Raw genomic sequence first — 22,120 nt, 5'->3', positions numbered from 1 at the left:
GCGCCCTCATCGGCTTTCCGGGGTCGGGTTCCCGTCAGGTGTTCGGGGTCAGGTTCCGGTCAGGGGTTCTGGGGTCAGGCTCCGGTCAGCAGGTCGCGCAGGATGTCGGGTTTGTCGGTGATGATGCCGTCCACCTGGTACGTGAGCAGGCGTTGCATGACGTCGGGGCTGTCGACCGTCCAGGCGAAGACCTTCATGCCGTGCTCGTGGGCCAGCTTCACGTACGAAGGGGTGAGCGCGGCGTACGGCGGGTTGACATGGTCGGCGAACCTGGCCAGGCCGGGCAGCGCGGCGGCGCTCGGCGTGCCGAGCAGCCCGATCGGCACGTCGGGCAGCAGCCGGTGGAAGGCGCGCATCGAGTCCCAGTCGAACGACTGAACCACCAGCCGCCCCGGCGCGAGCCAGGAGGGCTCGGCGCGCAGCGCGCGGACGATGCGGGCCTCGATGCCAGGGTAGAGCTTCGGCTCCTTGACCTCCAGCAGCATGCCGGCGCGGGACCCGGCCGTCGCGCGCAGCGCCTCCTGCAAAGTCGGCACCCGCTCGCCGGTGTACTCCCGGTCGAACCAGGAACCCGCGTCCAGCCTGCGGATCTGCGCGAGCGTGAGGTCGCGCACCCGCCAGGGCGCAAGGCCCGGCAGGGCGCGCTCGGCGTCGGTGGTGCGGGCGAGGGTGGTGTCGTGCATCAGGACCAGCTCGTGGTCCTTGGTCTCCTGGACGTCCAGCTCGAACAGGTCGGCCCCCTGACGGGCGGCGAGCTGGAAGGCTGCGACGGTGTTCTCCGGCGCGTACGCCGAGGCGCCCCTATGGGCGACGTTGACCACTGTGGTCACAGTGGCGGCGGAGGAGGGCGGGGAGGCCAGGGGGAGGAGGGCGAGGGGCAGGAACAGGGCGAGTCGCCGCAACATGGATCTCCTCGGTGGGGGAGAGACCGACAACCCCGACCATGACCAGCAATGATGACCGTGAGTTGAGGGCAGAGTAACGCAGCGGTGCCCATCCGATGAGGCTTCGACACGCGGACATGCCTGAGGGCGGGCCGCCCGCGGCGGCCCGCCCTCGGCTGTCACCGAACCCGGGTTACTTCAGGCCGGCGTCCAGCGCGGTGGTGAGGACGCCCGGATCGCCGGACATCTCCCAGATCATCGCGCCCAGCAGGCCCTTGCTCTTCAGCCAGGCCGTCTTCTTGCCGATCGACCAGGCGTCGTCGAACGTCCACCACTGCCCGTTGTTGCCGGTGTAGCAGTAGGTGGCGACGGCGACCTCGTCGTGGCGGATCGTGCAGCCGGGCACCATGGCGAGCAGGTTGCTGTAGCCGCGCGTGCCCGCCTCCTCCTGGAACTGGCCGGGAGCGGCGCCGTGCGCGTCCTGCCACTCGCCTGCCTTGCCGCCGTCGGTCACCTGCTGCCAGCCGCGGCCGTAGTAGGCCAGGCCGATGGTCAGCTTGCGCGGGTTGACGCCGGCCTGGAGGTAGACGTCCACGGCCTTCTCGACGCTGAAGTCCGGGTTGTACGGGCTGTCCGCGTCGAGGTACAGGTTGCCCTGGTGGCCGGTGCGGTTCGGCTCCCAGGAGTTGTCGCTGCCCGCGCCGTGGAAGTCGTAGCCCTGGATGTTGAAGATGTCCAGCGACTTGGCGACCTCGGGCAGGTCCCAGCCGGCGGCGATCTTGGCCGGGTCGGCCGGGGTGAACGCCGTGAGCTGGTACCGCTTGCCGGTCGTCGTCGTCAGCGCGTCGAGCTGGCGGCGGAACTCGGCGATCAGCAGCGTGTTGTTGGCCTTGTCGTTCTGGCCGATGTGGTTGCCCGCGTGCCCTTCGGCGCCCGGCCACTCCCAGTCGAGGTCGATGCCGTCGAAGATGCCCGCGGCCGTGCCCGGACCGCCCTTGCCGTTGTAGTCGGGCAGGTTGCCCTTGATGTAGGTGTCGATGCAGGAGGACACGAACTTCTTGCGGGAGGCGTCGGTCGCCGCCACGTCGGAGAAGTACTTGGAGTACGTCCAGCCGCCGAGCGAGATCAGCACCTTGAGGTTCGGGTACTTCGCCTTGAGCTTCTTGAGCTGGTTGAAGTTGCCCTGCAGCTTCTCCCAGCCGGTGTCGGCGACCCCGTCGACCGACTGGGCGGAGCTGAACGGCCTGCCGTAGTCGGCCTCGGCGTCACCGGCGCCGTCGCCCTGGTTCGGGTCCTGCGGGTCGGACGTGGTGCCCTTGGTGACGCCCTGCAGGCAGGTCAGGTTCTTGGGGTCGATGTTGGCGAAGGCGTAGTTGATGTGGGTCAGCTTCGCCGCGGCCCCGGTGGTGTCCAGGTTGCGGACGAAGTACTGCCGGCCGTAGATGCCCCACTGGACGAAGTAGCCGACGCGGGCGTACCCGGTCTCGACGATGTCCGACGTCGTCACCTTCACCGGGGTGGAGGCGGCCGAGAGGTTGTCGTACAGGTCGCGGGCCTTGACCGTGAAGGAGTACTCGGTCGAGGGGGACAGGCCGGAGACGACCGCCGTCGTGCCCGTGACGGTCGTGGCCAGGGTCGAGCCGGCGAAGACGTCGTAGTTGGCCACGCCGGTGTTGTCGGTGGAGGCCGTCCAGGCCAGCGTGACGCTGCTGGAGGACTTGGCCGTGCTGCGCAGTCCCGACGGCACCGACGGCGCCTGCGAGTCGTCGGCCGGGTTGCGGGTGGTCACCTTCAGCGGCGCGGAGGCGGCCGACAGGGTGCCCTTGCGGTCCTTGGCCTTGACGGTGAACGTGTACTCGGTGTTCGGCGTCAGGCCGGAGACCGTGCCGGAGGTCTCGGTGACCGAGGCGGCCAGGGCGGAGCCGTTGTAGATCTCGTACCCGACGATGGGCAGGCTGCCCTGGGTGGCGGCGTCCCAGGCGAGGGAGACCGTCTTGGTGGTCTTGACCGGCGAGCGCAGGTTCCCGGGGGCGCCGGGCGGCGCGTCGGGGGTGCCGTCGCAGTTGACGTCGTTGATCCGGCAGCTCGTCGGCTCGGCGTTGGCCGTGCTCACGGTGAAGCTCGGGCTGTAGGGCTCGGTGGTCGCGCCCGCGTTCACGGTGGTGTTGTAGTGGACGGGGGTCAGGGTGACGGTCCGCCCGCTCTGGGTGAGTGAGCCGTTCTGGGCGTTGCTCGCGGTGACGCCCGCGGGCAGCTCGAACACGATCGACCAGCCGTTCAGCGCGGTGGTGCTGTTGTTGGCGACGATGAACTTGGCCGAGGTGCCGTTGACGTCGTACGTGGCGCTGACCGGCGGCTTGGCGGGCGGGTCACCGCCGGTGCCGTCGCAGTTGGCGCCGTTGATCAGGCAGCTCGTCGGCTGGACGGCCGAGCTCAGCGTCACCTTGGGGCTGTAGGGTTCGGTGTTCTTCCCCGCCTGCACGGTGTTGATGTAGAAAGCGGGGGTGAGCGTCACCTTGGTGCCGTTCTGGCGGATGGTGGCGTTCTGGGGGTTGCTCGCGGTGACCCCGGACGGCAGCTCGAAGACGATCGACCAGCCGCTGACGGCGGTCGTGCCCGGGTTGCTCACCAGGAAGGTGCCGGTGTTCCCAGAGAGGGAGAACGTGGCGATGAGGCGGCTCGCGGCCTGTGCGGGAAGGGTGCACATGCCGATGATCACGAGGACGGCGATCAGGGGGGTGACTAATCGGCGCACGTCAAGGACCTTTCTTTAAAGAAAGTTTCCTAACAATTACGCGGATCGTAAGCCCCTCCCACTCAACTTGCAAGAGCCTGTCTGATCTAGCCTGACAAGATGCGAGGGGTGCTGCCGGTCCTGCTGTCGGCGTGGTTCATGGCCCAGTTCGACTTCTTCGTGGTCAACGTGGCCGCGCCGGCCATCGAGCACGACCTGAGCGCCGGTCCGGCCGCCCTGGAGCTGATCGTGGCCGGGTACGCCTTCACGTACGCGGCCGGCATGATCACCGGCGGCCGGCTCGGCGACCGCTACGGCTACCGGCGGCTGTTCGTCCTCGGCGTGGCCGGGTTCACCGTCGCCTCGGTGTTGTGCGGCCTCGCGCCCGGCGCCGCCTGGCTGGTCGCCGCCCGGCTGCTCCAGGGCCTGGCCGGCGCCGTCATGGTGCCCCAGGTGCTGGCCATGATCTCGGCCGTCTATCCGCCGGAGCGCCGCGGCCGCGCCCTCGGCTGGTACGGCGCCGCCGGCGGCCTCGGCTCCATCGCCGGCCAGGTGCTCGGCGGCCTGCTGCTCACCGCCGACGTGTTCGGCCTCGGCTGGCGGGTGATCTTCCTGATCAACCTGCCGGTCGGGCTGGTCGTCGTGCCGCTGGCCCGCTGGCTGCTGCCCGAGGCCGACCCGCACAAGCCCGTCGCGTTCGACCTGCCGGGCGCGGCGGGGCTGGCCGCCGGGCTGGCGCTGCTGCTGGTGCCGCTCGGCCTCGGCAACAGCCTGGGCTGGCCCGCCTGGACGTGGGCCGCCATGGCGGCGAGCGCGCCGGTGTTCGCGCTGACCTGGTGGTGGCAGCGGACGCTGGCCGCCCGGGGCGGGCAGCCGGTGCTCGACCTCGGCCTGCTCAAGGTCCACTCCTACCTGGCGGGCGTCGGGGCGATCGTCGCGTTCATGGCGTACTTCGCCTCGTTCATGTTCACGCTGACGCTGCTGCTGCAGAGCGGGCTCGGGCTCACCGCGTTCCAGGCGGGCCTGGCCTTCGCGCCGATGGGCGTGCTGTTCACCGTGACCTCGCTGCTCGGCACCCGCCTGGTCGGCCGGTACGGGCTGGTCGTCGTCATGATCGGCGGCCTGGTCACCGCCCTGGGGCTGGCGCTGCTGGTGGCCGGGGCCGGGTGGGGGCTGCCGTACGTCATGGTCGCGCTCATGCTCGTGGGCTCGGGCAACGGCCTGGTCCTGCCGCGGCTCATCGGCGCGGCGCTGGTGGAGGTCGCGCCGCACCAGGCCGGCATCGGGTCGGGCGTGCTCAGCACGGCACAGCAGTTCGCCGGCGCGGGCGGCGTGGCGGTGATCGGGGCGGTCTACTTCGCGGTCGCCGAGGGCGGCCACCACGCGCGGGCCATGCGCTGGTCGGCGGCCATCGACCTGGCGCTGATCCTGCTGGTGGTGGCGATGGTGGCCTACAACCGGCGGCGCGCGGTCAGGGCGTCGGCAGCAGGGCCCCGTAGAGCCGTCTCGCCTGGATCCTGACCACCAGCCGGCGGTCGGCGACCATGCGGTGCAGGAACGCCAGCTCGCCCGCGGCGTCACCGAAGGACGGCTGCATGGCCAGCAGCTCCAGGCCCACCTCGTCACCCGGCCGGTCGCTCACGGGGGACAGCTCGGCCTCGCCCTCGGCGACGGCGTAGGAGCCGAAGTCGTCGCTGGCGACGTAGAGCGCGCAGCGGGGGTCCTGGTGCAGGCGGCGCACCGTCAGCCGGTCGGCGACGGTCGAGATCCGCACCACCCGCCGCGGCGGGTCCCAGGTGTAGACCACCGTGGACAACTGCGGACGGCCGCCGCCGCCGTTCGTGGCGAGCGCGCCGAAGCGCTGGCCGGCGAGCAGCGCCGACAGGTCCTCCTCGGGCAGCTCCAGCGGCTGTGCGCCCATCGAGCCCATCGAGCCCATCGCCCCCATTGCCTCCTGTGACATCCTTCGCCCCCCGTCGTGATGCGAATATGTCAGCCTATCCCGAGTTGCCGGGAGAACGACTGGACGTCGGAGATCACCCAGTATTCGGAGAATCGTCCGTCCGTGGCACGCAGGAGGTCGTGCCCGGAGAAGGAGACGGGGGTGCCCGGCTGGGCGCTCGCGCCGGGCAGGCCGCCCCGGTAGGCGCCGGTGAACGTCCACCGGGCGGCGACCAGGTCGCCGTCGACGGCCGGGCCCACGTCGAGCGTGACCCGGACGTCGTCGAACGGCTCGTGGCCCTGCCGGATCGCCTCGATCAGCCCGTCGGGGCCGTGCACGTCCGCGCCGGGCCAGTGGCCGACGAACTCGGGGGTCACCAGGTCGTGCGCGAGGGGGAAGTCGCCGTTCCACAGTTCGAGCAGCCAGCGCTCGTACAGTTCGGTCAGCATGGCGGCAGGACTACCCGCGCGGGAGGCCCCTAGCCGCAGTTGCCCCAGCTGGTACGGCCGCCGCCGGCGATGGACCCGTCGGTGCCCTGGATCGTGCCCCAGAACTTCACGCAGGCGCTCTTGGCCCAGTACTTGACCGGCCCGGCGTACTGCCCGAACTTGCCGGCGTCCATGCGCACGATCGGGTCCTGCTTCTCGTCCTTGTGCGGCTTGGGCATGACGGTGAGCCTGGCGCTCATCTGCGTCTTCGAGCCGATGAAGCTGGACTTGATGGTGACCACGCAGTTCTGGCCGGTGCCGCGGTTGTACAGGAGGTAGACCGTGCCGTAGCGCTTGCCGCCCTGGGTCTTGACGGGCTTGGCGCCGCCGGAGACGAGCCCGAAGCCCGATCCGCAGACGCCCTGCGGGGTGCTCGCGGCCGTGGCGTTCGCCGGGGTCGCGAGAACGCCGCTGAGACCGATCGCCGCCGTCAGAAGGATTGCCTTTGCGGGCATGCGCACCAGTACGTCCCTTTCGATTGGCCTTGACTGAAGATCTCGACAAGCATGCCCGAAATCTGGTTATCGGTCCAGGCTTTACGGGGGAAAGCATGGCAACGGTAAGTTGCCGCTATGACTCTCGCCATCATCAACGGATATGTCGTGCCGGTTGACGGAGATCCCATCGAGGGCGGCACCGTCCTGGTCGGCGACGGGAAGATCCTCGCCGTGGGGCGGGACGTGACCATCCCCGACTCCGCCACCGTCGTGGACGCGGACGGCGGCTGGGTGCTGCCCGGTTTCGTCGAGGCGCACGGCCATCTCGGCGTGTACGAGGAGGCCGAGGGCTGGGCGGGCAACGACACCAACGAGATGACCGACCCCAACGGGGCCCGGCTGCGCGCCCTCGACGCCATCAACCCGGCCGACCAGGGCTTCGCCGACGCGCTGTCCGGCGGCGTCACCACGGTCGTGATCAAGCCGGGCTCCGGCAACCCGATCGGCGGCCAGACGGTCGCGGTCAAGTGCTGGGGCAGGTCGGTCGACGAGATGCTGGTCAGAGAGCCGGTGAGCGTCAAGAGCGCGCTGGGGGAGAACCCCAAGCGCGTCTACGGCGACCAGAAGAAGCTGCCCTCCACCCGGCAGGGCGTGGCCGCGGTGATCCGTGACGCCCTCATGAAGGCGCAGGACTACAAGGCGAAGAAGGCCGCGGCCGAGCGCGAGGACAAGCCGTTCGACCGCGACGGCACGCTGGAGATCCTGGTCCGCGTGCTCGACGGCGAGCTGCCGTGGTGCCAGCACGCGCACCGCGCCGACGACATCGCCACCGCGCTGCGCCTGGCCGACGAGTTCGGCCACCGGCTGATCCTCAACCACGGCACCGAGGGCCACCTGCTGGCCGACACGCTGGCCGAGCGGAACGTGCCGGTCATCATCGGCCCGCTGTTCACCAGCCGGTCGAAGGTCGAGCTGCGGCAGCGCGCCCTGCGCAACCCGGGCATCCTCGCGCGGGCCGGGGTCGAGCTGGCGATCACCACCGACCATCCGGTGGTGCCCATCCACTTCCTCGTCCACCAGGCCACCCTCGCCGTCAAGGAAGGGCTCGACCGGGACACCGCGCTGCGCTCGATCACCGTCAACCCCGCCCGCATCATGGGCCTCGACGACCGGGTGGGCTCGCTGCGCCCCGGCCTCGACGGCGACGTGGTGATCTGGTCGGGCGACCCGCTCGACGTGATGAGCCGGGCGCTGAGGGTGTTCATCGCCGGACGTGAGGTGTACTCCTACGTGGACGGGGAATCCGTCGTGGCCGATCCCTATTACCGCGAGTCACGGTGATGTAGGCGACTGTCAAGTGCGCGACGGCCGGGAACGCTCATAGTAGGTGCACTGAGTCGGAGAAAGGCGCCCCCCATGACAGCTCCGCACCCCGCCAGGAGACCCAGCAAGGCGCTCCTGATCGGACTCGTCGTCTCAGGCGTCCTCGCGCTGATCGTCCTCGGTCTCATGCTGCACAAAGGCGGGCCGGTCGGGTTCGGGCTGTCGGCGGTGCTCGGGCTCGCGCCGCTGCCGGTGCTGCTGGCCGCGGTGCTCTCGCTCGACCGGCTGGAGCCGGAGCCGAAGCTGCACCTGGCCTTCGCCTTCGCGTGGGGCGCGGGCCTGGCGATCGTGCTCGGCGTCGGGCTGACGCTGGCCGGACAGGCGCTGTTCCTGCGGGCCGGGTACGGCGCCCAGCTCGTCAACGACGTCGGCACCGTGTTCCTGGCCCCGGTGATCGAGGAGGCGCTGAAGGGGTCGGCGCTGCTGCTGCTCCTGCGCAGGAAGCAGGAGATCGACGGCCTGACCGACGGCATCGTCTACGCCTCCATGGCGGGGCTCGGCTTCGCCGCCGTGGAGAACATCGGCTACTACCTGATCGCGTTCGGCCAGGACGGCACCGGCGCCGCGGTCCGGCTGTTCGTGCTCAGAGGGCTGATCGACCCGCTCGGCCACCCCATCTACACCTCGATGATCGGGCTCGGCGTCGCCTACGCGCTCACCCGCCGCACGCCCGCCAGGTTCGCCGCGATCCCGCTCGGCTACCTGGGCGCGGTCGTCCTGCACGGGCTGTGGAACGGCGCCGCCTCCACGCAGTCGCTGGCCTGGCTGGGCACGGCGTACCTGGTGATCATGGTGGCGCTGGTCCTGCTCATCGTGGTCACCGTCGTCGAACGCCGCCAGCTCGTCTCGAAGATGGGCGTCTACCTGCCCGGCTACGGCCAGACCGGCCTGGTCACGGCGGCGGACCTGAAGATGCTCAGCACGCTCAAGGCCCGCAAGGCGGCCCGCAGGTGGGCCAGGGGCGCCGGGCTCGGCCGCGCGATGAGCGACTACCAGCAGGCGGCGACCGAGCTGACCGTGCTGCACCTGCGGGCCGAACGGCAGGGCATGGACCCGGCCAGGTTCGCCATGGAACGCGACGCCCTGCTCACCTCGATGGCCCACGCCCGCCGCTGGTAGCCGGGACCGGGCTCAGGGCCGGACCCGGCGGCGGGCTCAGGGGCGCGTGAGCACGGCGGCCAGGGCCGTCACCGCCGCCAGCACGATGCAGGCCGCCACCGCGACCGTCGCCCCCCGGTCCACGCCGAACGCGCCGACGACCGCGGCCACGCCGGCCGCGCCCAGGGAGGAGCCGACGTAGCGGGCGGTGTTGTTGGCGCCCGACCCCATGCTGACCCGGTGGGCCGGCACGCTCTCGATCGCCAGGTGGGTGATCGAGGAGTTGATCAGCCCGGACCCGGCGCCGCTCACCACCAGCCCGGCGATGACCAGCGGCAGGTCCAGCGAGCCGCCCACGCCCAGCAGGCCGGCGAACCCGAGCGCGGTCAGGCCGAGGCCGAGGGCCAGCCGGGCGGCGGTGCGCAGGCGTACCAGCCGGGACGCCAGCGACACCGCGAACGACGTGCCCGACCAGAGGCAGAACAGCAGGCCGGTCTGCAGCGGCGTCAGCGCGTGCGCGGTCTGGAGCACGGTCGGCAGGTAGCTGAGCAGGCCCACCACCGCCGCCCCGACGACCAGCGCGCCACCGGTGGCGACCAGGAACACCGGCCGTCCGAACAGCTCCAGGTCGAGCAGCGGCTCCGGACGCCGGCGCTCCACCGACACGAACGCCGCCACCAGCACCGCCGCCAGCGCGAACGCCCCGATCACCACCGGACGCCCCCACCCGGCACGCCCTTCGGTGACCCCCGCGACCAGCGCCCCCACGCCCAGGCTGAGCAGCACCACGCCGGGCACGTCGAAACGGCGCGGCGCGGGGGAGCGGGACTCGGCCAGCAGCCGCGCCGAGGCCACCGCCAGGGCGAGCGCGACGGCCGACAACACCCAGTAGACCGCCCGCCAGCTCACCGCCGTGGCCAGCACGCCGGAGGCCAGCGGGCCGAGCGCGGTGCCCAGCCCGATCATGGCGCCGTACAGCCCGGTGGCCCGCACCCGCGCGGCGCCCGAGGGGAAGGCGTGGCCGACGATGCCCAGGCTGGCGGCCAGCATCGCCGCGCTCGCCCCGCCCTGCGCCAGCCTGGCCAGCACGAACACCGGCACCGACGTGCTCAGCGCGGCCGCCACGCCGGCGGCGGCCAGCACGGCCGACCCCCACACCAGCACCCGCCTGCGCCCGTGGTCGTCGGCCAGCCCGCCGGAGACCAGCAGCAGCGCCGACAGCCCGAGCGAGATGCCGCCCAGCATCCACACCGGCCCCGTCGGCCCGGCGTCCAGGGACGCGGCCGTCTGCGGCAACGTCACCATCGGCACCGTGTAGTTCGTCAGCACGAGCAGGGGCGCCGAGGACGCCACGGCCAGCGTGCCCGGCCGGACCCGGGTCAGTTCGGTCATTGAACTCATGCGGCGCAACGTATCACGGTTCGGTGAATGAACTAACATGGCTCCCATGGCGCTCGGCAAGAACTACGAAGGCCAGGACTGCTCGCTGGCCAGGGCCCTGGAAGTGATCGGCGAACGGTGGACGCTGCTGGTCGTCCGCGACGCCATGTACGGCGTGCGCCGCTACGGCGACTTCCTCGCCCACCTCGACATCCCGCGGGCGGTCCTGTCCCAGCGGCTCGGGGCGCTGGTCGAGGCCGGCGTGCTGGCCAGAAGCCGCTACCAGGACAACCCGCCCCGCGACGAGTACGTCCTGACCGCCACGGGCCGCGAGTTGTGGGTCCCCATGCTGGCCCTGTCCCAGTGGGGCGAGCGCAACCTCGGCGGGGACGGCCCGCGCCGCCTGTTCCACCACGCCGCCTGCGGCGCCCGGCTCGACCCGGTGTCCCGGTGCCCGTCGTGCGGCACGGCCGTCGGACTGGAGGACATCGAGGTGCGCCCCGGCCCCGGCCTGACGGACAACCGTGATGATCCGGTCAGCGTTCTGCTCAGGGCACCCCACAGGATGCTTGCTCCGATCTCCTGACAAAATCGAGCGGTACCCCTCGAAAGGAGATCAGATGAGCTGGGCGGAGATCGGGTCCGAGGAGGAGTTGCGGGAACTGCTGGGCGAGGTGATGCCGAGGGCCGTGACCAAGGAGCGGGTCCGGCTGCACGCGCGTGACCGCGACTGGCTGGCGGCCTCCCCGTTCTGCCTGATCGCCACGTCCGACGCCGAGGGCAACTGCGACGTCTCGCCCAAGGGCGACCCGGCCGGGTTCGTCCACGTCATCGACGACACCACCATCGCCATCCCCGACCGGCCGGGCAACCGCCGCGCCGACGGGTTCCTCAACGTGCTGAAGAACCCGCACGTCGGCCTGATCTTCCTGATCCCCGGCCGCAACGAGACCCTGCGGGTGAACGGTCGCGCCCGGCTCGTGCGCGAGGCGCCGTTCTTCGACGAGATGGTCGTCAAGGGCCACCGGCCGCGGCTGGCCCTGGTGGTGGAGATCGAGCAGATCTTCTTCCACTGCGCCAAGGCGTTCCTGCGCTCGCAGCTCTGGGCGCCCGACTCCTGGAACCCGTCCGTCCTGCCCTCGCACGCCACTCTGATCAAGGAGGTCCAGGTGGTCGAGGAGACGCTGGAGCAGCTGGAGTCGTACTACGGCGAGGGCTACGCCAAGAGGCTCTACGGCTGAGACCGGACGGCCGGCGGGGGGAGCCGGTCGTGTCGGGCCTCAGCGGTGCGGTGAATCCGTGCGGTTCAGGCGGCCGGCGTCGGTCCGCCGGGGAAGCGGATGACGTTCCGGCCGCTGTAGGCCCGCAGGTCGACCACCTTGGGGTCGGTGGCCTCGGTCCTTCGGCGGCGGACCGCCGCCCGGATGTCGCGGATCTTGTGCCTGGCGATGTGCGGCGGCACCACCGCAAGCCTCTTCATGTGAGCCCCCCGTGATGTTTCTGTTACCTCTGTTATCTACCGATACAGCCGTAAGTTCGCTGTAAAGGGTAGCTAATAGGGCAACTTTCGCCCTGACGGGGTGCGCAGATCGGGTTCGGCCGACGGATGCGGACGCCTGATGGCCGTCGATTTCGGGACTCTGACACGTTTCACGGTCTTCCCCCTTCCGGGCCGCCGCCGGCTGACGGCGGCTCGGCGGGTGCCGCCACCCGCCTTGCGCGCCAACCTAACCGGGGCTCCCGGGACCGCTCAACGCATTTCTACGGCCTCGCGTGCGGGTGCGCCCGCGTCACGTCCCCGGAACCAGGCGGGCGGTCACGCCGATCCGGTTCCAGGCATTGATCATCGCGATGGAGACGACGAGGGCGGCGAGCTGCTTGTCGTCATAGTGCTCGGCCGCCTGCTGCCACACCTCGTCCGGCACGGCCTCGCCGCGGTCGGCCAGGCGGGTCGCCTCCTCGGTCAGCGCCAGCGCCGCCCGCTCGGCCGGGGTGAAGACCGTGGCCTCCCGCCATGCGGCGACCGACCACAGCCGCTCGTCGCTCTCCCCGGCCTTCTTCATGTCCCCGCTGTGCATGTGCACGCAGTAGCCGCAGCCGTTGATCTGGCTGGCCCGCAGCTTGACCAGCTCGATCGTGGCCGCGGGCAGGTCGCTGCCGTGCATGTACGCCTCCACCGCCAGGAACCCCCGGTACGCCTCCGGGGCGAGTTTGGCGATGTCGATGCGCTGGGTCATGGTGATCCTCCCTGTGTCGTCATTTCCATGACACACGACGAGACGGCCCGGTTCGATGTGACAGCTCCGGCGGGAGGACCGGATTCGTTCTCAGCCCCGGCAGTTGCCCCACGAGCCGCGGCCGCCCCATGCCTCGACACGGTTGTCCGGGGTGCGCGTCCAGCCCGCGTACTTCACGCACTTCCAGCTACCGTCGATGTGGCCGGTCTCGGCGTAGAAGCGGTAACGCTGCACGTCCTCGCTGCGGCCGCCGCCGCGGACCTCGATGGAGGCGCCGGTGACCGTAGGGGTGCCGCGGAAGGCGGTCTTGATCGCCGCCACGCAGTTCTTCCCGGCGCGCTTGTCGTACATGAGGTAGACGTGACCGAGCACCTTCCCGTCGCGCGTCTTCATCGCGCGGTGGCCGTCCTGCACCCGGTGGTAGCCCGCGCCGCAGACGCGCTCGGGCGTCTCGGGGGCGGTGGCCGCGGAGGCGGCGGAGGGGGTGGCGGCGAGACCGGCGGCGACCAGTCCGGCCGCGATGACCGTTCGCGTCAGCACGATATTCCCTTCGGCGGGGGACATTAAGGACGTCGTCGATCTTTACCGAGACTTGACCGCAATTCAAGGGGGTTGGTGAATGCCGCTCATCGCGGTGTCCGCCGTCTGGGCGGTGTTCTGGGGGTCCTGGGCGGCTCTGCTGCCTGCCGTGAAGCACGAGCTCGGCGTCTCGGCGGCGCAACTCGGCACGGCGCTGAGCGCGGTGCCCGTCGGGGCCCTGCCCGCGATGGCGCTGACCGGCCGGCTGGCCCGCGGGCGCGAGCGCCATGCCCTCATGACGACGACCGTCCTGTTCGGTCTGGCCGTGGCGGGCCTGGCCGCGGTCACCGCGTACTGGCCGCTCGTGGCCGGGCTGCTGCTGCTCGGCGCGGCCAGCGGGGCGCTCGACGTGGCGCTCAACCTGACCACGGGACGCGTCGAGCGCGAGAGCGGCCGGCGGCTCTTCCAGGCGGTGCACGCGGCCTTCCCGCTCGCGGTCATCGTGGCCGCCCCGCTCACCGGCCTGGCCCGGTCGCTCGGCCTGGACGTCCGGGCCGTGCTGCTGGTGATCGCGGTGCTGGTGGCGGCGACGTCTCTGACGCTGCCTGCCCTGCCCGTGGGCGGCGGCCGGGCCGCCCCCTCCGGCGACCACCACGCGGGGCGCCGGCTGTGGGGCGTCGCGCTGCTGCTCGGGACGCTGGCCGGATGCGTGCTGGTGATCGAGAACGCCGTCGAGCAGTGGTCGGTGCTCCTGCTGGAGGAGCACCGGGCCGCCACGCCCCTCATGGCGAGCCTGGCCCCCTCGGTCTACATGGCCGCGCTCACGGCCGGCCGGATCGCCGCGCAGACCTTGCCTCCGGTGCCCCTGCGCGCGCTGTACCTGGTCGCCGGGGTGGGCGGCGCGGCCGGGATCGGCCTGGCCGGCCTCGGTGACGGCGTGCCGCTGTCGATGGCGGGCTTCGCCCTGACCGGGCTGGCGCTCGGGCCGCTGGTGCCCGCGCTGCTCAGCCGCTCGGCCGCCGACGACCCGACCGGGACGCTGGTGTGGGGCGTCTCGATGGTCTCCTACGCCGGGTTCGTCGTCAGCCCGCTGCTGGTGGCGGGGCTGACCGGACCGTTCGGGCTGCCCGTCGCGCTCGCCGCGCTCGGCCTCCTGGGGCTGCCGCTGATCGTACGTTTCGTCATCATCGACGGTGACTCGGCGTGAATATGGCGTTTCGTTGGGGAAAGCGCACCACGGTTCGGGGTATTGCCCCAGGTGATTCGGACGTGAAGAGGGGATCACCATGGCCGTCTGCGACAACTGCGGCAACGACTACGACATGGCCTTCGAGGTGCACGCGCAGGGGGCCGTGCACACCTTCGACTGCTTCCAGTGCGCGATCGAGGCCATGGCGCCGATCTGCGAGCACTGCGGCACCAAGGTCATCGGGCACGGAGTCCAGTCGGGCGAGCACTGGTACTGCTGCGCCCACTGCGCCCGCGAGGAGGGCAACAAGGGCATCGTCGACCGGGTGATGGCGAGCTCGTCCGCCTGACCGGACGGCGTCAGGCCGGGCCCAGCAGCGACCGCATGCGGCCCAGGGCGCGGTCGAGCGCGTCCTGGGGCACCGGCGCGGCCAGGTCGAGGGTGATGGCGCCGTTCTTCGCCTCCCACACACCGGCCACCCGGCCCTCGTGCACCACGACGGGCGAGATCCAGCCCGCCTGGCGGCTGACCTTGGGCTTGAGCGACGGCGGGACGAGCGGGGCGAGCGTCCGCGGCGCCCCCAGGATGAACTGGTCGAAGCCCGGCAGCAGGTGGACCTCCTGCGAGGGCCGGGTGGCGGCCAGGTCGTCGGCGTGCTCGGCCAGCGCGTACAGGGTCGTGCCGTCGTCGGCCCTGACCTCCACCAGCTCCGGGGCCAGGCCCTTGACCCACGCCTTGAGCACCGCCTTCCTGGCCACGCCGCCGAACAGCCAGGTGTCGAACATCTCCGGCGTGGCCGGCCCGTGGGCCCCCAGGAACGCCCGCAGCACCCGCACGCCCGCCTCCTCCTGGCCGGGCAGCTCCCCAGGCCAGCCCGGCACCCACGACCGCGGCGCGGTGAAGGTCACCTTGCCCTCGCGGGGCGGCCCGTAGCACAGCTCGCCCAGGCGGCTCAGCGGCTTGAGCAGCGCCCCCCATCCGGACGTCAGCGCCTCGCGGAGATGGGCGTCGCCGGTCAGCGCCACGATCGCGTCGACCAGCTCCTCGCGGGTCAGCGGCGCTCCCTTCAGCGCTTCGGGAACGGCCTCGATGACGGCCTCGATCTCCGCGGCGGTCACGCCGTGCCCGCGCTGCCAGGAGCCCTTCTCCCAGAAGCGCAGCGTGCTCAGCGCCGCGCACAGGCCGGCCAGCTCGTCGGCGGGCACCAGGTGGAGGGTGCCGCGCATGAGCCAGGTCTTGACCAGGGTCCGATCGCTCCACAGGGCCCGGTCGATCTCACCGGGGTCGGGCCGGGCGCTCCTGACCGCCACCGCGAGCTGGGCCGAGGAGGCGACCTGGGCCTGCACCCCGCACAGCCGGCGGGCCACCGACACCGCGTCCGGCCCGTCGGCCGCCGCCACGAACTGCCTGCGCAGGCGCCAGGAGAGGATCTGCGGCCAGGTGAGCTCCATCGTCATGCGTCACTTCTACCGCCTCCCACCGACATTCCGCACATTGGGCGAAAAAAGGGGATATGAGAGGATCAAGCGTGCCTCTCGACGGTCATCTTCTCGCGCTGTTCGCGGTCACCACCATCGTGGCGATGATCACGCCCGGCCCCGACATGCTGTTCGTCCTGGGCTGCGGGATGCGGGGCGGCCCCAGGGCCGGACTGCTGGCCACGGCCGGGGTGGCGACCAGCGAGGCGATCCACGTCGCCGTGGCCGCCGCGGGGCTGGCCGCGCTCTTCGCGGCCGTGCCGGTCGCCTTCACCGTCGTACGGATCGGCGGCGCCGCGTACCTGATCTACCTGGGCGTGCGGATGTTGCGGGACCGCAAGGGCGGGGTGAGCGACATGCCCGAGCCGGGCACCGGGATGTCCGGCCGCCGGGCCTACCTGAGCGGCCTGCTGACGAACCTGCTCAACCCCAAGATGGTCACCTTCACCGTCGCCTTCCTCCCGCAGTTCGTCGATCCGGGGCTGGGGCGGATGTGGCTGCAGTTCGCCGTGCTCGGCGCCGTCCTGATCGCCTTCGAGTTCGTCGTGGACGGCGCAGTGGGCGTGCTGGCCGGGCGCATCGGGGGATGGCTGCGCCGCAGCGCCGTCGCCCGCCGCCGGGTGAACACGGCGACGGGCGGCATCTTCGTCGGGCTCGGCGTGAAGCTCGCCGTGGAGCGTTGAACGCCGGTCAGCCGGTGAAGCCGATGTCCTCGTAGCGCAGGTCGTAGAAGCCGCGCGCGCCGACGTTGGCCAGCGTCTGCTTGGCCGCCACGTTCTGCGGACGCTGGTAGAGCGGCAGGACGTTGACCAGCTTCCAGATCAGCCCGTCGGCCTCGTTCGTCTGGGTGCGGGCGCCGGCCGGGTCGAGGTTCTGGGCCGCCTTGTCCATGGCCTGGTCGATCTCCGGCGAGCCGGTACGGCCGAAGTTGGCGTTCCACGTCTTGCCGTTCGCCGAGTTCGCGTAGATCCCGTAGCTGCTCGAAATCGGGTAAGGCGTCCCGATGTAGGCGAAGGGCGTGATGTCGAAGTTGCCGGGGATGACGTACTTGGTGAAGAAGTCGTCGCTCGGCACCGCCTTGATGGTGAGCTTCACCCCGATCTGGGCCAGCATGTTCTGGGCCAGCTCACCCTCGGACTTGCTGAGCTGCACCCCGGACGGCACCACGAACCGCAGGTCGAGCGGCTGCCCGTTCTTCTGCCTGACGGCCCCGTTCAGCTTCCAGCCGGCCGCGTCGAGCATTTGCTTGGCGCGTTCGGGGTTGTAGACGCCGAGACTTCCGGCGTTGTCCAGGTAGCCCTCCTGGGTGTTCATGAAGAAGTGGTTGTTCAGCAGCGCGATCGGCCAGTCGAGCCCCTGCAGGTCGGACTGCGCGATGGCCTGCCGGTTGATGCCGAGCTGGATGGCCTGCCGCACGTTCACGTCCTTGAGCGGCTCGCTCGACCCGTTGAAGGTGAAGTGCCGGAAGTCGGGCCCGGCGGCCTGGCGCACCTGGGCGCCCTGCGTGGCCCTGGCCCGCGCGTAGTCGGGCGCCGACGGCCCGACGTCGATGAGGTCGAGCTCCCCGTTGCTGAACGCGCCGATCAGTGAGTCCTGCTCCGAGGCCCGGTAGATGATCTGGTCGAGCTTGGCCCGGTTGCCCCACCAGGCGTCGTCGCGGACGATCGTGATCGTCTTGGCCGTCTGGTCGAAGCCCTTGAACTTGAACGGCCCGGCGGTCACCGGGATCTTGTTCAGCCACGCGGTGTTGAAGGCCTGCGGCGTCCGGTTCGTGGCGGCCGGCAGCAGCGGCCCGAACAGCGACTGCCAGTCGCCGAACGGCTTGGCGAAGGTGACCTTCACCTCGTGGTCGTCCTTGCCCCGCTCGACCTTCTCGATGTCCTGGTAGCCGGTGGCCGAGACGATGTGGAACTCGGGGTTGCGGCCGTTGAGCGCCTGCCACTGGGCCTGGTAGTCGGCCCAGGTGATCGGCTGCCCGTCCGACCACTTGGCCTTGGGGTTGAGCGTGTAGGTGACGACCTGCTTCGGGCTCTGGTCGGTGACCTTGGCGTCGAGCACGTAGTCGGGATCGACGGTGATCTCCGCCTTCTCGTCGGAGACGAACGGCGAGGGCAGCAACGCGTTGCTGATCACGGCCGCCATCGCCAGGTTGCCGTCGACGTGGTTCCGGTTCCACTGGGTGGGGAACTCGTTGATGCCCCAGCGCAGCGTGCCGCCGTCCTTGACCTTGTCGCGCGGCTGCGGGTTGATGTCGAAGGCCTTGATGGTCTTGTGCGCGCCTTCCGTGCCGCTCGCCGAGCCGCCCCCCGAGCCGCCGCCGCAGCTCACCAGCGACAGCGAGCCGGTCACGGCGACGGCCACGACAAGACGTGAAGCTTTCATCGAGCGCATTCCTCCTGAACTAGACGACGTCGAGCCTCTCGGCGTAATGGCAGGCCGCGCCCTGGTCGTCGCCCACCGGCAGCACCTCGGGCTCGACGTCCACGCAGAGCGCGCGCTCGTCGTGGGTGAGCACCGAGCGGAACTTCGGGCAGCGGGTGCGGAAGCGGCAGCCGGTCGGAGGGTGGGCCGGGCTGGGCAGGTCGCCTTCGAGCAGGATGCGCTCGCGTACGCGCTCACGCGCCGGGTCGGGCAGCGGGATCGCCGACAGCAGAGCCTGCGTGTACGGATGCGCCGGAGCCCCGTAGACCGCGTCGACCTGCCCGATCTCGGCGATCCTGCCCAGGTACATGACCGCCACCCGGTCGGCGATGTACCGCACCACCGCCAGGTCGTGCGCGACGAACAGGTACGACAGCCCGAGCCTGGACCGCAGCGAGCCGAGCAGATTGATGACCCCGGCCTGGATCGACACGTCGAGCGCGGAGACCGGCTCGTCCAGCACCAGCAGCCTGGGCTCCAGCGCCAGCGCCCTGGCGATGCCGATGCGCTGCCGCTGGCCGCCGGAGAAGTCCTGGGGGTAGCGGGCGGCGTGCGCCGGGTCGAGGCCCACCAGGGCGAGCAGCTCGCCCACCCGCCGGCCCGGCCGGCGCTCGCCGTGGGTGCGCAGCGGCTCGGCCAGGATGTCGTAGACCGTCATGCGCGGGTCGAGCGAGGCCATCGGGTCCTGGAAGACGACCTGCATGTCGCGCCGGATCGCGGTGCGCCCGGGGCCGTCCAGCCGGGCGGTGTCGCGGCCGAGCACGACCACGCGCCCCTCCTGCGGCGGGACCAGCTCCAGGATCTGGGTGAGCGTGGTGGTCTTGCCGCTGCCCGACTCGCCGACCAGGCCCAGCGTCTCGCCCCGGCGGATGTCGAAGCTGACGCCCGCCACCGCGTGCACCGTGCCGACCCTGCGCTTGAACAGCGCCCCCTTGAGCAGCGGGTAGTCCTTGACCAGGCCGTCGACCTCCAGCACCGGCTGCTCGGCGCGGACCGCGGGGGCGACGGGCTCCCCGGCCGCGTGGCGGCCGGGGCCCTGGGGCCGGACGATCTCCCAGCGGATGCACGCCGCCCGGTGGCCCGTCGCCACCTCGAACAGCGGCGGCTCGGCCGCGTCGCACTCGTGGATCTTCAGCGGGCAGCGCGGCGCGAACGGGCAGCCCGGCGGCAGCGCCGCGGGGGAGGGCGGGTTCCCGGCGATCGGCAGCAGTGGCTGACGGCCGCCGCGGTCGACCCGCGGGATCGAGGCCAGCAACCCCGCCGTGTACGGCATGCGCATCCGGTAGTAGATGTCGTCGACGTCGCCCACCTCGACCGGGCGCCCGGCGTACATGACCAGGACCCGGTCGGCGAAGCCGGCCACCACGCCGAGGTCGTGCGTGATCATGATGATCGCCGCGCCGGTCTTGCGCTGGGCCTTCTTCAGCACCTCCAGCACCTGCGCCTGGATGGTCACGTCGAGCGCGGTGGTGGGCTCGTCGCAGATGATCACGTCGGGGTCGTTGGCGATGGCCATCGCGATCATCACGCGCTGCCGCATGCCGCCGGAGAACTCGTGCGGGAAGGCGAGCGCCCGCTCGCTCGGCGACGGGATGCCGACCAGCTCCAGCAGCTCGACGGCCTTGACCGCGGCGTTCTCCTTGCTCACCCGCTGGTGGACGCGGACGGCCTCGGCGATCTGGTCGCCCACCCGGTAGACGGGCGTGAGCGCCGACAGAGGGTCCTGGAACACCATCGACACGGTCTTGCCGCGGAAGCGGGTCAGCTCCCGCTCGGAGGCGCCGATCAGCTCCTTGCCGTGCAGCCGCACCGACCCGGTGACCCGGGCGCTCGGCGGCAGCAGGCCCATGACCGCGGCCGAGGTGACCGACTTGCCCGACCCGGACTCGCCCACGATGCCCAGCACCTCGCCCGGGCTCACCGAGTAGGTGACCCCGCGCACCGCGCGCACGTCGCCGAAGGACACGTGCAGGTCGCTGACCTCCAGGACGGGGTTCGCCGCCGGCCTCATCGCCGCGCCGCCGGGTCGAAGGCGTCGCGCAGCGCGTCGCCGATGAGGTTGACCGCCAGCACGGTGACCACCAGCAGCCCGGCCACGAACCAGAACGTCCAGGGCGCGTAGACCGCCGTGCGCGAGCCGTCGGCGATCAGCGTGCCGAAGGACACGTCGGGCGGCTGGATGCCGAACCCGAAGTACGACAGTGAGGTCTCGGTCAGGATGGCCGCGCTGACGTTGAGCGTGGCGTCGACGATGAGCAGCGAGGACAGGTTGGGGATCACGTGCCGGAAGATGATCCGCACCGGCGGCACCCCCATGAAACGGGCGGCGTGGATGTACTCGCGCTCCTTCAGCGAGATCGTCATCCCCCGGACGATCTTCGAGGTCACCATCCACAGGAACAGCGCCAGCATGACCACGAACAGCACCCACTGCCCGGCCCCGAACAGCGGCGACATGATCGCCAGGATGAGGAACGCGGGCAGCACGAGCAGCAGGTCGGTCACCCAGCTCAGCGCCCGGTCGGTCCAGCCCAGGAAGTAGCCGGAGAAGGCGCCCACCACGGCCGCCACCGCCGTGGACACCAGCGCCGCCAGCAGGCCCACGATCAGTGACTTCTGCATGCCGCGCAGGGTCACCGCGTAGACGTCGGAGCCTGTTTGGAGCGTTCCGAACCAGTGCCGCGGCGAGGGCGGCTGGAGGAACGCCGTGAAGTCCTTGTCGGTGTAGGACCACGGGCTGAACAGCGGGCCCGCGAACGCCAGCAGGAACATCAGCGCCAGCACCGCGAACCCGACCAGCCCCTGCGGCGAGCGGAAGAACCGCCCGGCCACCACCCGCAGCCGCGACGGCGCCCGGCCCAGGTCGCCGGTCAGCTCCTCCGCCAGCTCCTCGTCGGAGAGCGTCATCACGCCCGCACCCTGGGGTCGAGCGCGGCGTGCAGCAGGTCGGAGGCGAGCGCGGCGCACAACACGGCCACCGCGGCCAGGAAGGAGATCGCCGCCACGGTGTTGACGTCGTTGGTGAAGATCGAGTTGATCAGCTGCTCGCCCAGCCCGTGCCAGCCGAAGATCTTCTCGGTGAAGGTGGCCCCGGTCAGCAGGGTGCCGAACGTGAAGGCGAAGTAGGTGGCCACCGGGATGAGCGCGGTGCGCAGCGCGTGGCGGGTCAGCGCCCGGCCCCTGCTCAGCCCCTTGGCCCTGGCCGTGCGGACGAAGTCGGCGCCGAGCACGTCGAGCATCATGTTGCGCTGGTAGCGGCTGAAGACCGCGACCAGGCCGACGGACAGCGAGATCGTCGGCAGGATCAGGTGTTGCACCCGGTCGAGCACGTAGCCCCAGAACCCGGTCTGCAGGCCGGCGCTGTACTCGCCGCTGACCAGCAGCACCTGGCGGCCGAAGAGGTTGTCGTTGGCCCAGGCGCCGGCCAGGATCAGCATGTTGGCCAGCACGACGACCGGCACCGCGAGCACGACGAACGACAGGCCCGTGGAGAGCCGGTCGAACCAGCCGTACTGCCGCACCGCCGCGTACGCGCCCACCAGCACCCCCAGCAGGCTCCCGAACAGCAGCCCCAGGATGACCAGCCGGAACGTGACCCCCATCCGCCGCCTGAGGTCCTCGTTCACGGGCGAGCCGGTGACGGTCTTGCCGAAGTCGCCGTGCAGCACGCCCGCGGCCCAGGTGGCGTAGCGCTGGAGCAGCGGGGTCTTGTCGTTGAGGTTGAGGGCGGTGAGCTGGGCGTCGACGACGGCGGGCGGCGGTTTCGGGGTGCGGTCGGCGTAGTTGGAACGCGGGTCGAGCGCCCCGGCGGCCAGCAGGTACGCCAGGCTCGCGGCCACGCCGACCAGCACCACATAGTTGAGCAGCCTGCGGGCCAGGAACCCCGCCATCGTCCCCCTCCCGGACGCGCACGATAGGTAGTCATACTGC

The 22,120-nt window shown here is 71.2% G+C and carries 22 protein-coding genes; 8 read left to right on the top strand and 14 right to left on the bottom strand.

The annotated features are described in order from the left end of the window. Nucleotides 1-74: 74 nt before the first annotated feature. Complete coding sequence (locus ACIBQ6_RS45220) at nt 75-905, bottom strand: glycerophosphodiester phosphodiesterase (RefSeq protein ID WP_397218933.1); 831 nt, start codon at nt 903-905, stop codon at nt 75-77. Nucleotides 906-1,077: 172 nt separating this feature from the next. Next, nucleotides 1,078-3,639 carry a glycosyl hydrolase family 18 protein gene (locus ACIBQ6_RS45215; protein WP_387663565.1) on the bottom strand — a complete coding sequence of 854 codons (2,562 nt, stop codon included), beginning with the start codon at nt 3,637-3,639 and terminating at the stop codon, nt 1,078-1,080. 99 nt (nt 3,640-3,738) lie between these two features. On the opposite strand from ACIBQ6_RS45215, the gene ACIBQ6_RS45210 reads away from it, so the two are divergent. Next, nucleotides 3,739-5,139: an MFS transporter gene (locus tag ACIBQ6_RS45210; protein WP_358284184.1), complete on the top strand. Its 1,401-nt coding sequence runs from the start codon at nt 3,739-3,741 to the stop codon at nt 5,137-5,139. Here the strand turns inward: ACIBQ6_RS45210 and ACIBQ6_RS45205 are convergent. Genes ACIBQ6_RS45205 through ACIBQ6_RS45195 form a run of 3 tightly spaced genes read right to left on the bottom strand, consistent with a single transcriptional unit; the run spans nt 5,090 to nt 6,503 of the window. Further along, nucleotides 5,090-5,581 (bottom strand): pyridoxamine 5'-phosphate oxidase family protein, encoded by a 492-nt coding sequence (locus ACIBQ6_RS45205; RefSeq protein WP_358284186.1) that lies wholly within the window; start codon nt 5,579-5,581, stop codon nt 5,090-5,092. The genes ACIBQ6_RS45210 and ACIBQ6_RS45205 overlap by 50 nt on opposite strands. Before the next feature lie 29 nt (nt 5,582-5,610). Then, nucleotides 5,611-6,009: an ester cyclase gene (locus ACIBQ6_RS45200; protein WP_358284188.1), complete on the bottom strand. Its 399-nt coding sequence runs from the start codon at nt 6,007-6,009 to the stop codon at nt 5,611-5,613. A gap of 29 nt (nt 6,010-6,038) precedes the next feature. Beyond that, nucleotides 6,039-6,503 carry a hypothetical protein gene (locus ACIBQ6_RS45195; protein ID WP_358284190.1) on the bottom strand — a complete coding sequence of 155 codons (465 nt, stop codon included), beginning with the start codon at nt 6,501-6,503 and terminating at the stop codon, nt 6,039-6,041. A 117-nt stretch (nt 6,504-6,620) separates the two neighbouring features. Here ACIBQ6_RS45195 and ACIBQ6_RS45190 point away from each other — a divergent pair, with 117 nt between their 5' ends. Both ACIBQ6_RS45190 and ACIBQ6_RS45185 read left to right on the top strand, forming a co-directional pair. Next, nucleotides 6,621-7,826, top strand: coding sequence for an amidohydrolase (locus tag ACIBQ6_RS45190; RefSeq protein ID WP_358284192.1), 1,206 nt, complete (start codon nt 6,621-6,623; stop codon nt 7,824-7,826). 75 nt (nt 7,827-7,901) lie between these two features. After that, on the top strand, nt 7,902-8,987 hold the full coding sequence (locus tag ACIBQ6_RS45185) for a PrsW family intramembrane metalloprotease (RefSeq protein ID WP_364329272.1): 1,086 nt from the start codon (nt 7,902-7,904) through the stop codon (nt 8,985-8,987). A gap of 36 nt (nt 8,988-9,023) precedes the next feature. Here ACIBQ6_RS45185 and ACIBQ6_RS45180 read toward each other — a convergent pair whose 3' ends face one another. Beyond that, nucleotides 9,024-10,367, bottom strand: a complete 1,344-nt coding sequence (locus ACIBQ6_RS45180; protein ID WP_397218932.1) for an MFS transporter — start codon at nt 10,365-10,367, stop codon at nt 9,024-9,026. 46 nt (nt 10,368-10,413) lie between these two features. Between ACIBQ6_RS45180 and ACIBQ6_RS45175 the strand changes: the two genes are divergently transcribed. Together ACIBQ6_RS45175 and ACIBQ6_RS45170 are read left to right on the top strand one after the other, a co-directional pair. Further along, entirely contained in the window at nt 10,414-10,932 is a 519-nt protein-coding gene (locus ACIBQ6_RS45175) for a helix-turn-helix domain-containing protein (protein ID WP_358284201.1), read from the top strand. A 34-nt stretch (nt 10,933-10,966) separates the two neighbouring features. Continuing rightward, entirely contained in the window at nt 10,967-11,587 is a 621-nt protein-coding gene (locus ACIBQ6_RS45170; protein ID WP_358284203.1) for a pyridoxamine 5'-phosphate oxidase family protein, read from the top strand. 65 nt (nt 11,588-11,652) lie between these two features. On the opposite strand, the gene ACIBQ6_RS45165 is transcribed toward ACIBQ6_RS45170, so the two are convergent. The 3 genes from ACIBQ6_RS45165 to ACIBQ6_RS45155 form a co-directional block, all read right to left on the bottom strand. Further along, nucleotides 11,653-11,826 (bottom strand): hypothetical protein, encoded by a 174-nt coding sequence (locus ACIBQ6_RS45165; RefSeq protein ID WP_352357779.1) that lies wholly within the window; start codon nt 11,824-11,826, stop codon nt 11,653-11,655. A 310-nt stretch (nt 11,827-12,136) separates the two neighbouring features. Then, complete coding sequence (locus ACIBQ6_RS45160) at nt 12,137-12,583, bottom strand: carboxymuconolactone decarboxylase family protein (protein WP_397218931.1); 447 nt, start codon at nt 12,581-12,583, stop codon at nt 12,137-12,139. A gap of 90 nt (nt 12,584-12,673) precedes the next feature. Continuing rightward, the gene (locus ACIBQ6_RS45155; RefSeq protein WP_397218930.1) at nt 12,674-13,123 is read right to left on the bottom strand and encodes a hypothetical protein; all 450 of its coding nucleotides are present in this window, start codon (nt 13,121-13,123) and stop codon (nt 12,674-12,676) included. A 79-nt stretch (nt 13,124-13,202) separates the two neighbouring features. Between ACIBQ6_RS45155 and ACIBQ6_RS45150 the strand changes: the two genes are divergently transcribed. Then, the gene (locus ACIBQ6_RS45150) at nt 13,203-14,309 is read left to right on the top strand and encodes an MFS transporter (RefSeq protein WP_397218929.1); all 1,107 of its coding nucleotides are present in this window, start codon (nt 13,203-13,205) and stop codon (nt 14,307-14,309) included. Between the two features lie 79 nt (nt 14,310-14,388). Next, entirely contained in the window at nt 14,389-14,640 is a 252-nt protein-coding gene (locus ACIBQ6_RS45145; RefSeq protein WP_352326656.1) for a hypothetical protein, read from the top strand. A 10-nt stretch (nt 14,641-14,650) separates the two neighbouring features. Here the strand turns inward: ACIBQ6_RS45145 and ACIBQ6_RS45140 are convergent, their stop codons facing one another. Beyond that, a complete protein-coding gene (locus ACIBQ6_RS45140; RefSeq protein ID WP_397218928.1) occupies nt 14,651-15,748 on the bottom strand; it encodes a winged helix DNA-binding domain-containing protein in 1,098 nt (365 codons plus the stop codon). 71 nt (nt 15,749-15,819) lie between these two features. Between ACIBQ6_RS45140 and ACIBQ6_RS45135 the strand changes: the two genes are divergently transcribed. Next, complete coding sequence (locus ACIBQ6_RS45135; protein ID WP_364329247.1) at nt 15,820-16,452, top strand: LysE family translocator; 633 nt, start codon at nt 15,820-15,822, stop codon at nt 16,450-16,452. 7 nt (nt 16,453-16,459) lie between these two features. Here ACIBQ6_RS45135 and ACIBQ6_RS45130 read toward each other — a convergent pair whose 3' ends face one another. The 4 genes from ACIBQ6_RS45130 to ACIBQ6_RS45115 are packed head-to-tail and all read right to left on the bottom strand — an operon-like array spanning nt 16,460 to nt 22,080. Continuing rightward, nucleotides 16,460-18,151 carry an ABC transporter family substrate-binding protein gene (locus ACIBQ6_RS45130; RefSeq protein ID WP_397218927.1) on the bottom strand — a complete coding sequence of 564 codons (1,692 nt, stop codon included), beginning with the start codon at nt 18,149-18,151 and terminating at the stop codon, nt 16,460-16,462. Nucleotides 18,152-18,170: 19 nt separating this feature from the next. Next, nucleotides 18,171-20,201, bottom strand: a complete 2,031-nt coding sequence (locus ACIBQ6_RS45125) for a dipeptide ABC transporter ATP-binding protein (protein WP_397218926.1) — start codon at nt 20,199-20,201, stop codon at nt 18,171-18,173. Next, nucleotides 20,198-21,097: an ABC transporter permease gene (locus ACIBQ6_RS45120; protein WP_397218925.1), complete on the bottom strand. Its 900-nt coding sequence runs from the start codon at nt 21,095-21,097 to the stop codon at nt 20,198-20,200. Before ACIBQ6_RS45120 ends, ACIBQ6_RS45125 begins: the two co-directional genes overlap by 4 nt. Next, nucleotides 21,097-22,080, bottom strand: coding sequence for an ABC transporter permease (locus tag ACIBQ6_RS45115; protein ID WP_358284224.1), 984 nt, complete (start codon nt 22,078-22,080; stop codon nt 21,097-21,099). Before ACIBQ6_RS45115 ends, ACIBQ6_RS45120 begins: the two co-directional genes overlap by 1 nt. Nucleotides 22,081-22,120 lie beyond the last annotated feature (40 nt).

This window comes from Nonomuraea sp. NPDC049655, assembly GCF_044465465.1.
In the GTDB taxonomy this organism is placed as follows: domain Bacteria; phylum Actinomycetota; class Actinomycetes; order Streptosporangiales; family Streptosporangiaceae; genus Nonomuraea.
The sequence above is the reverse complement of the archived record's forward strand: the minus strand, read 5'-3'. Positions and strand labels throughout refer to the sequence as shown.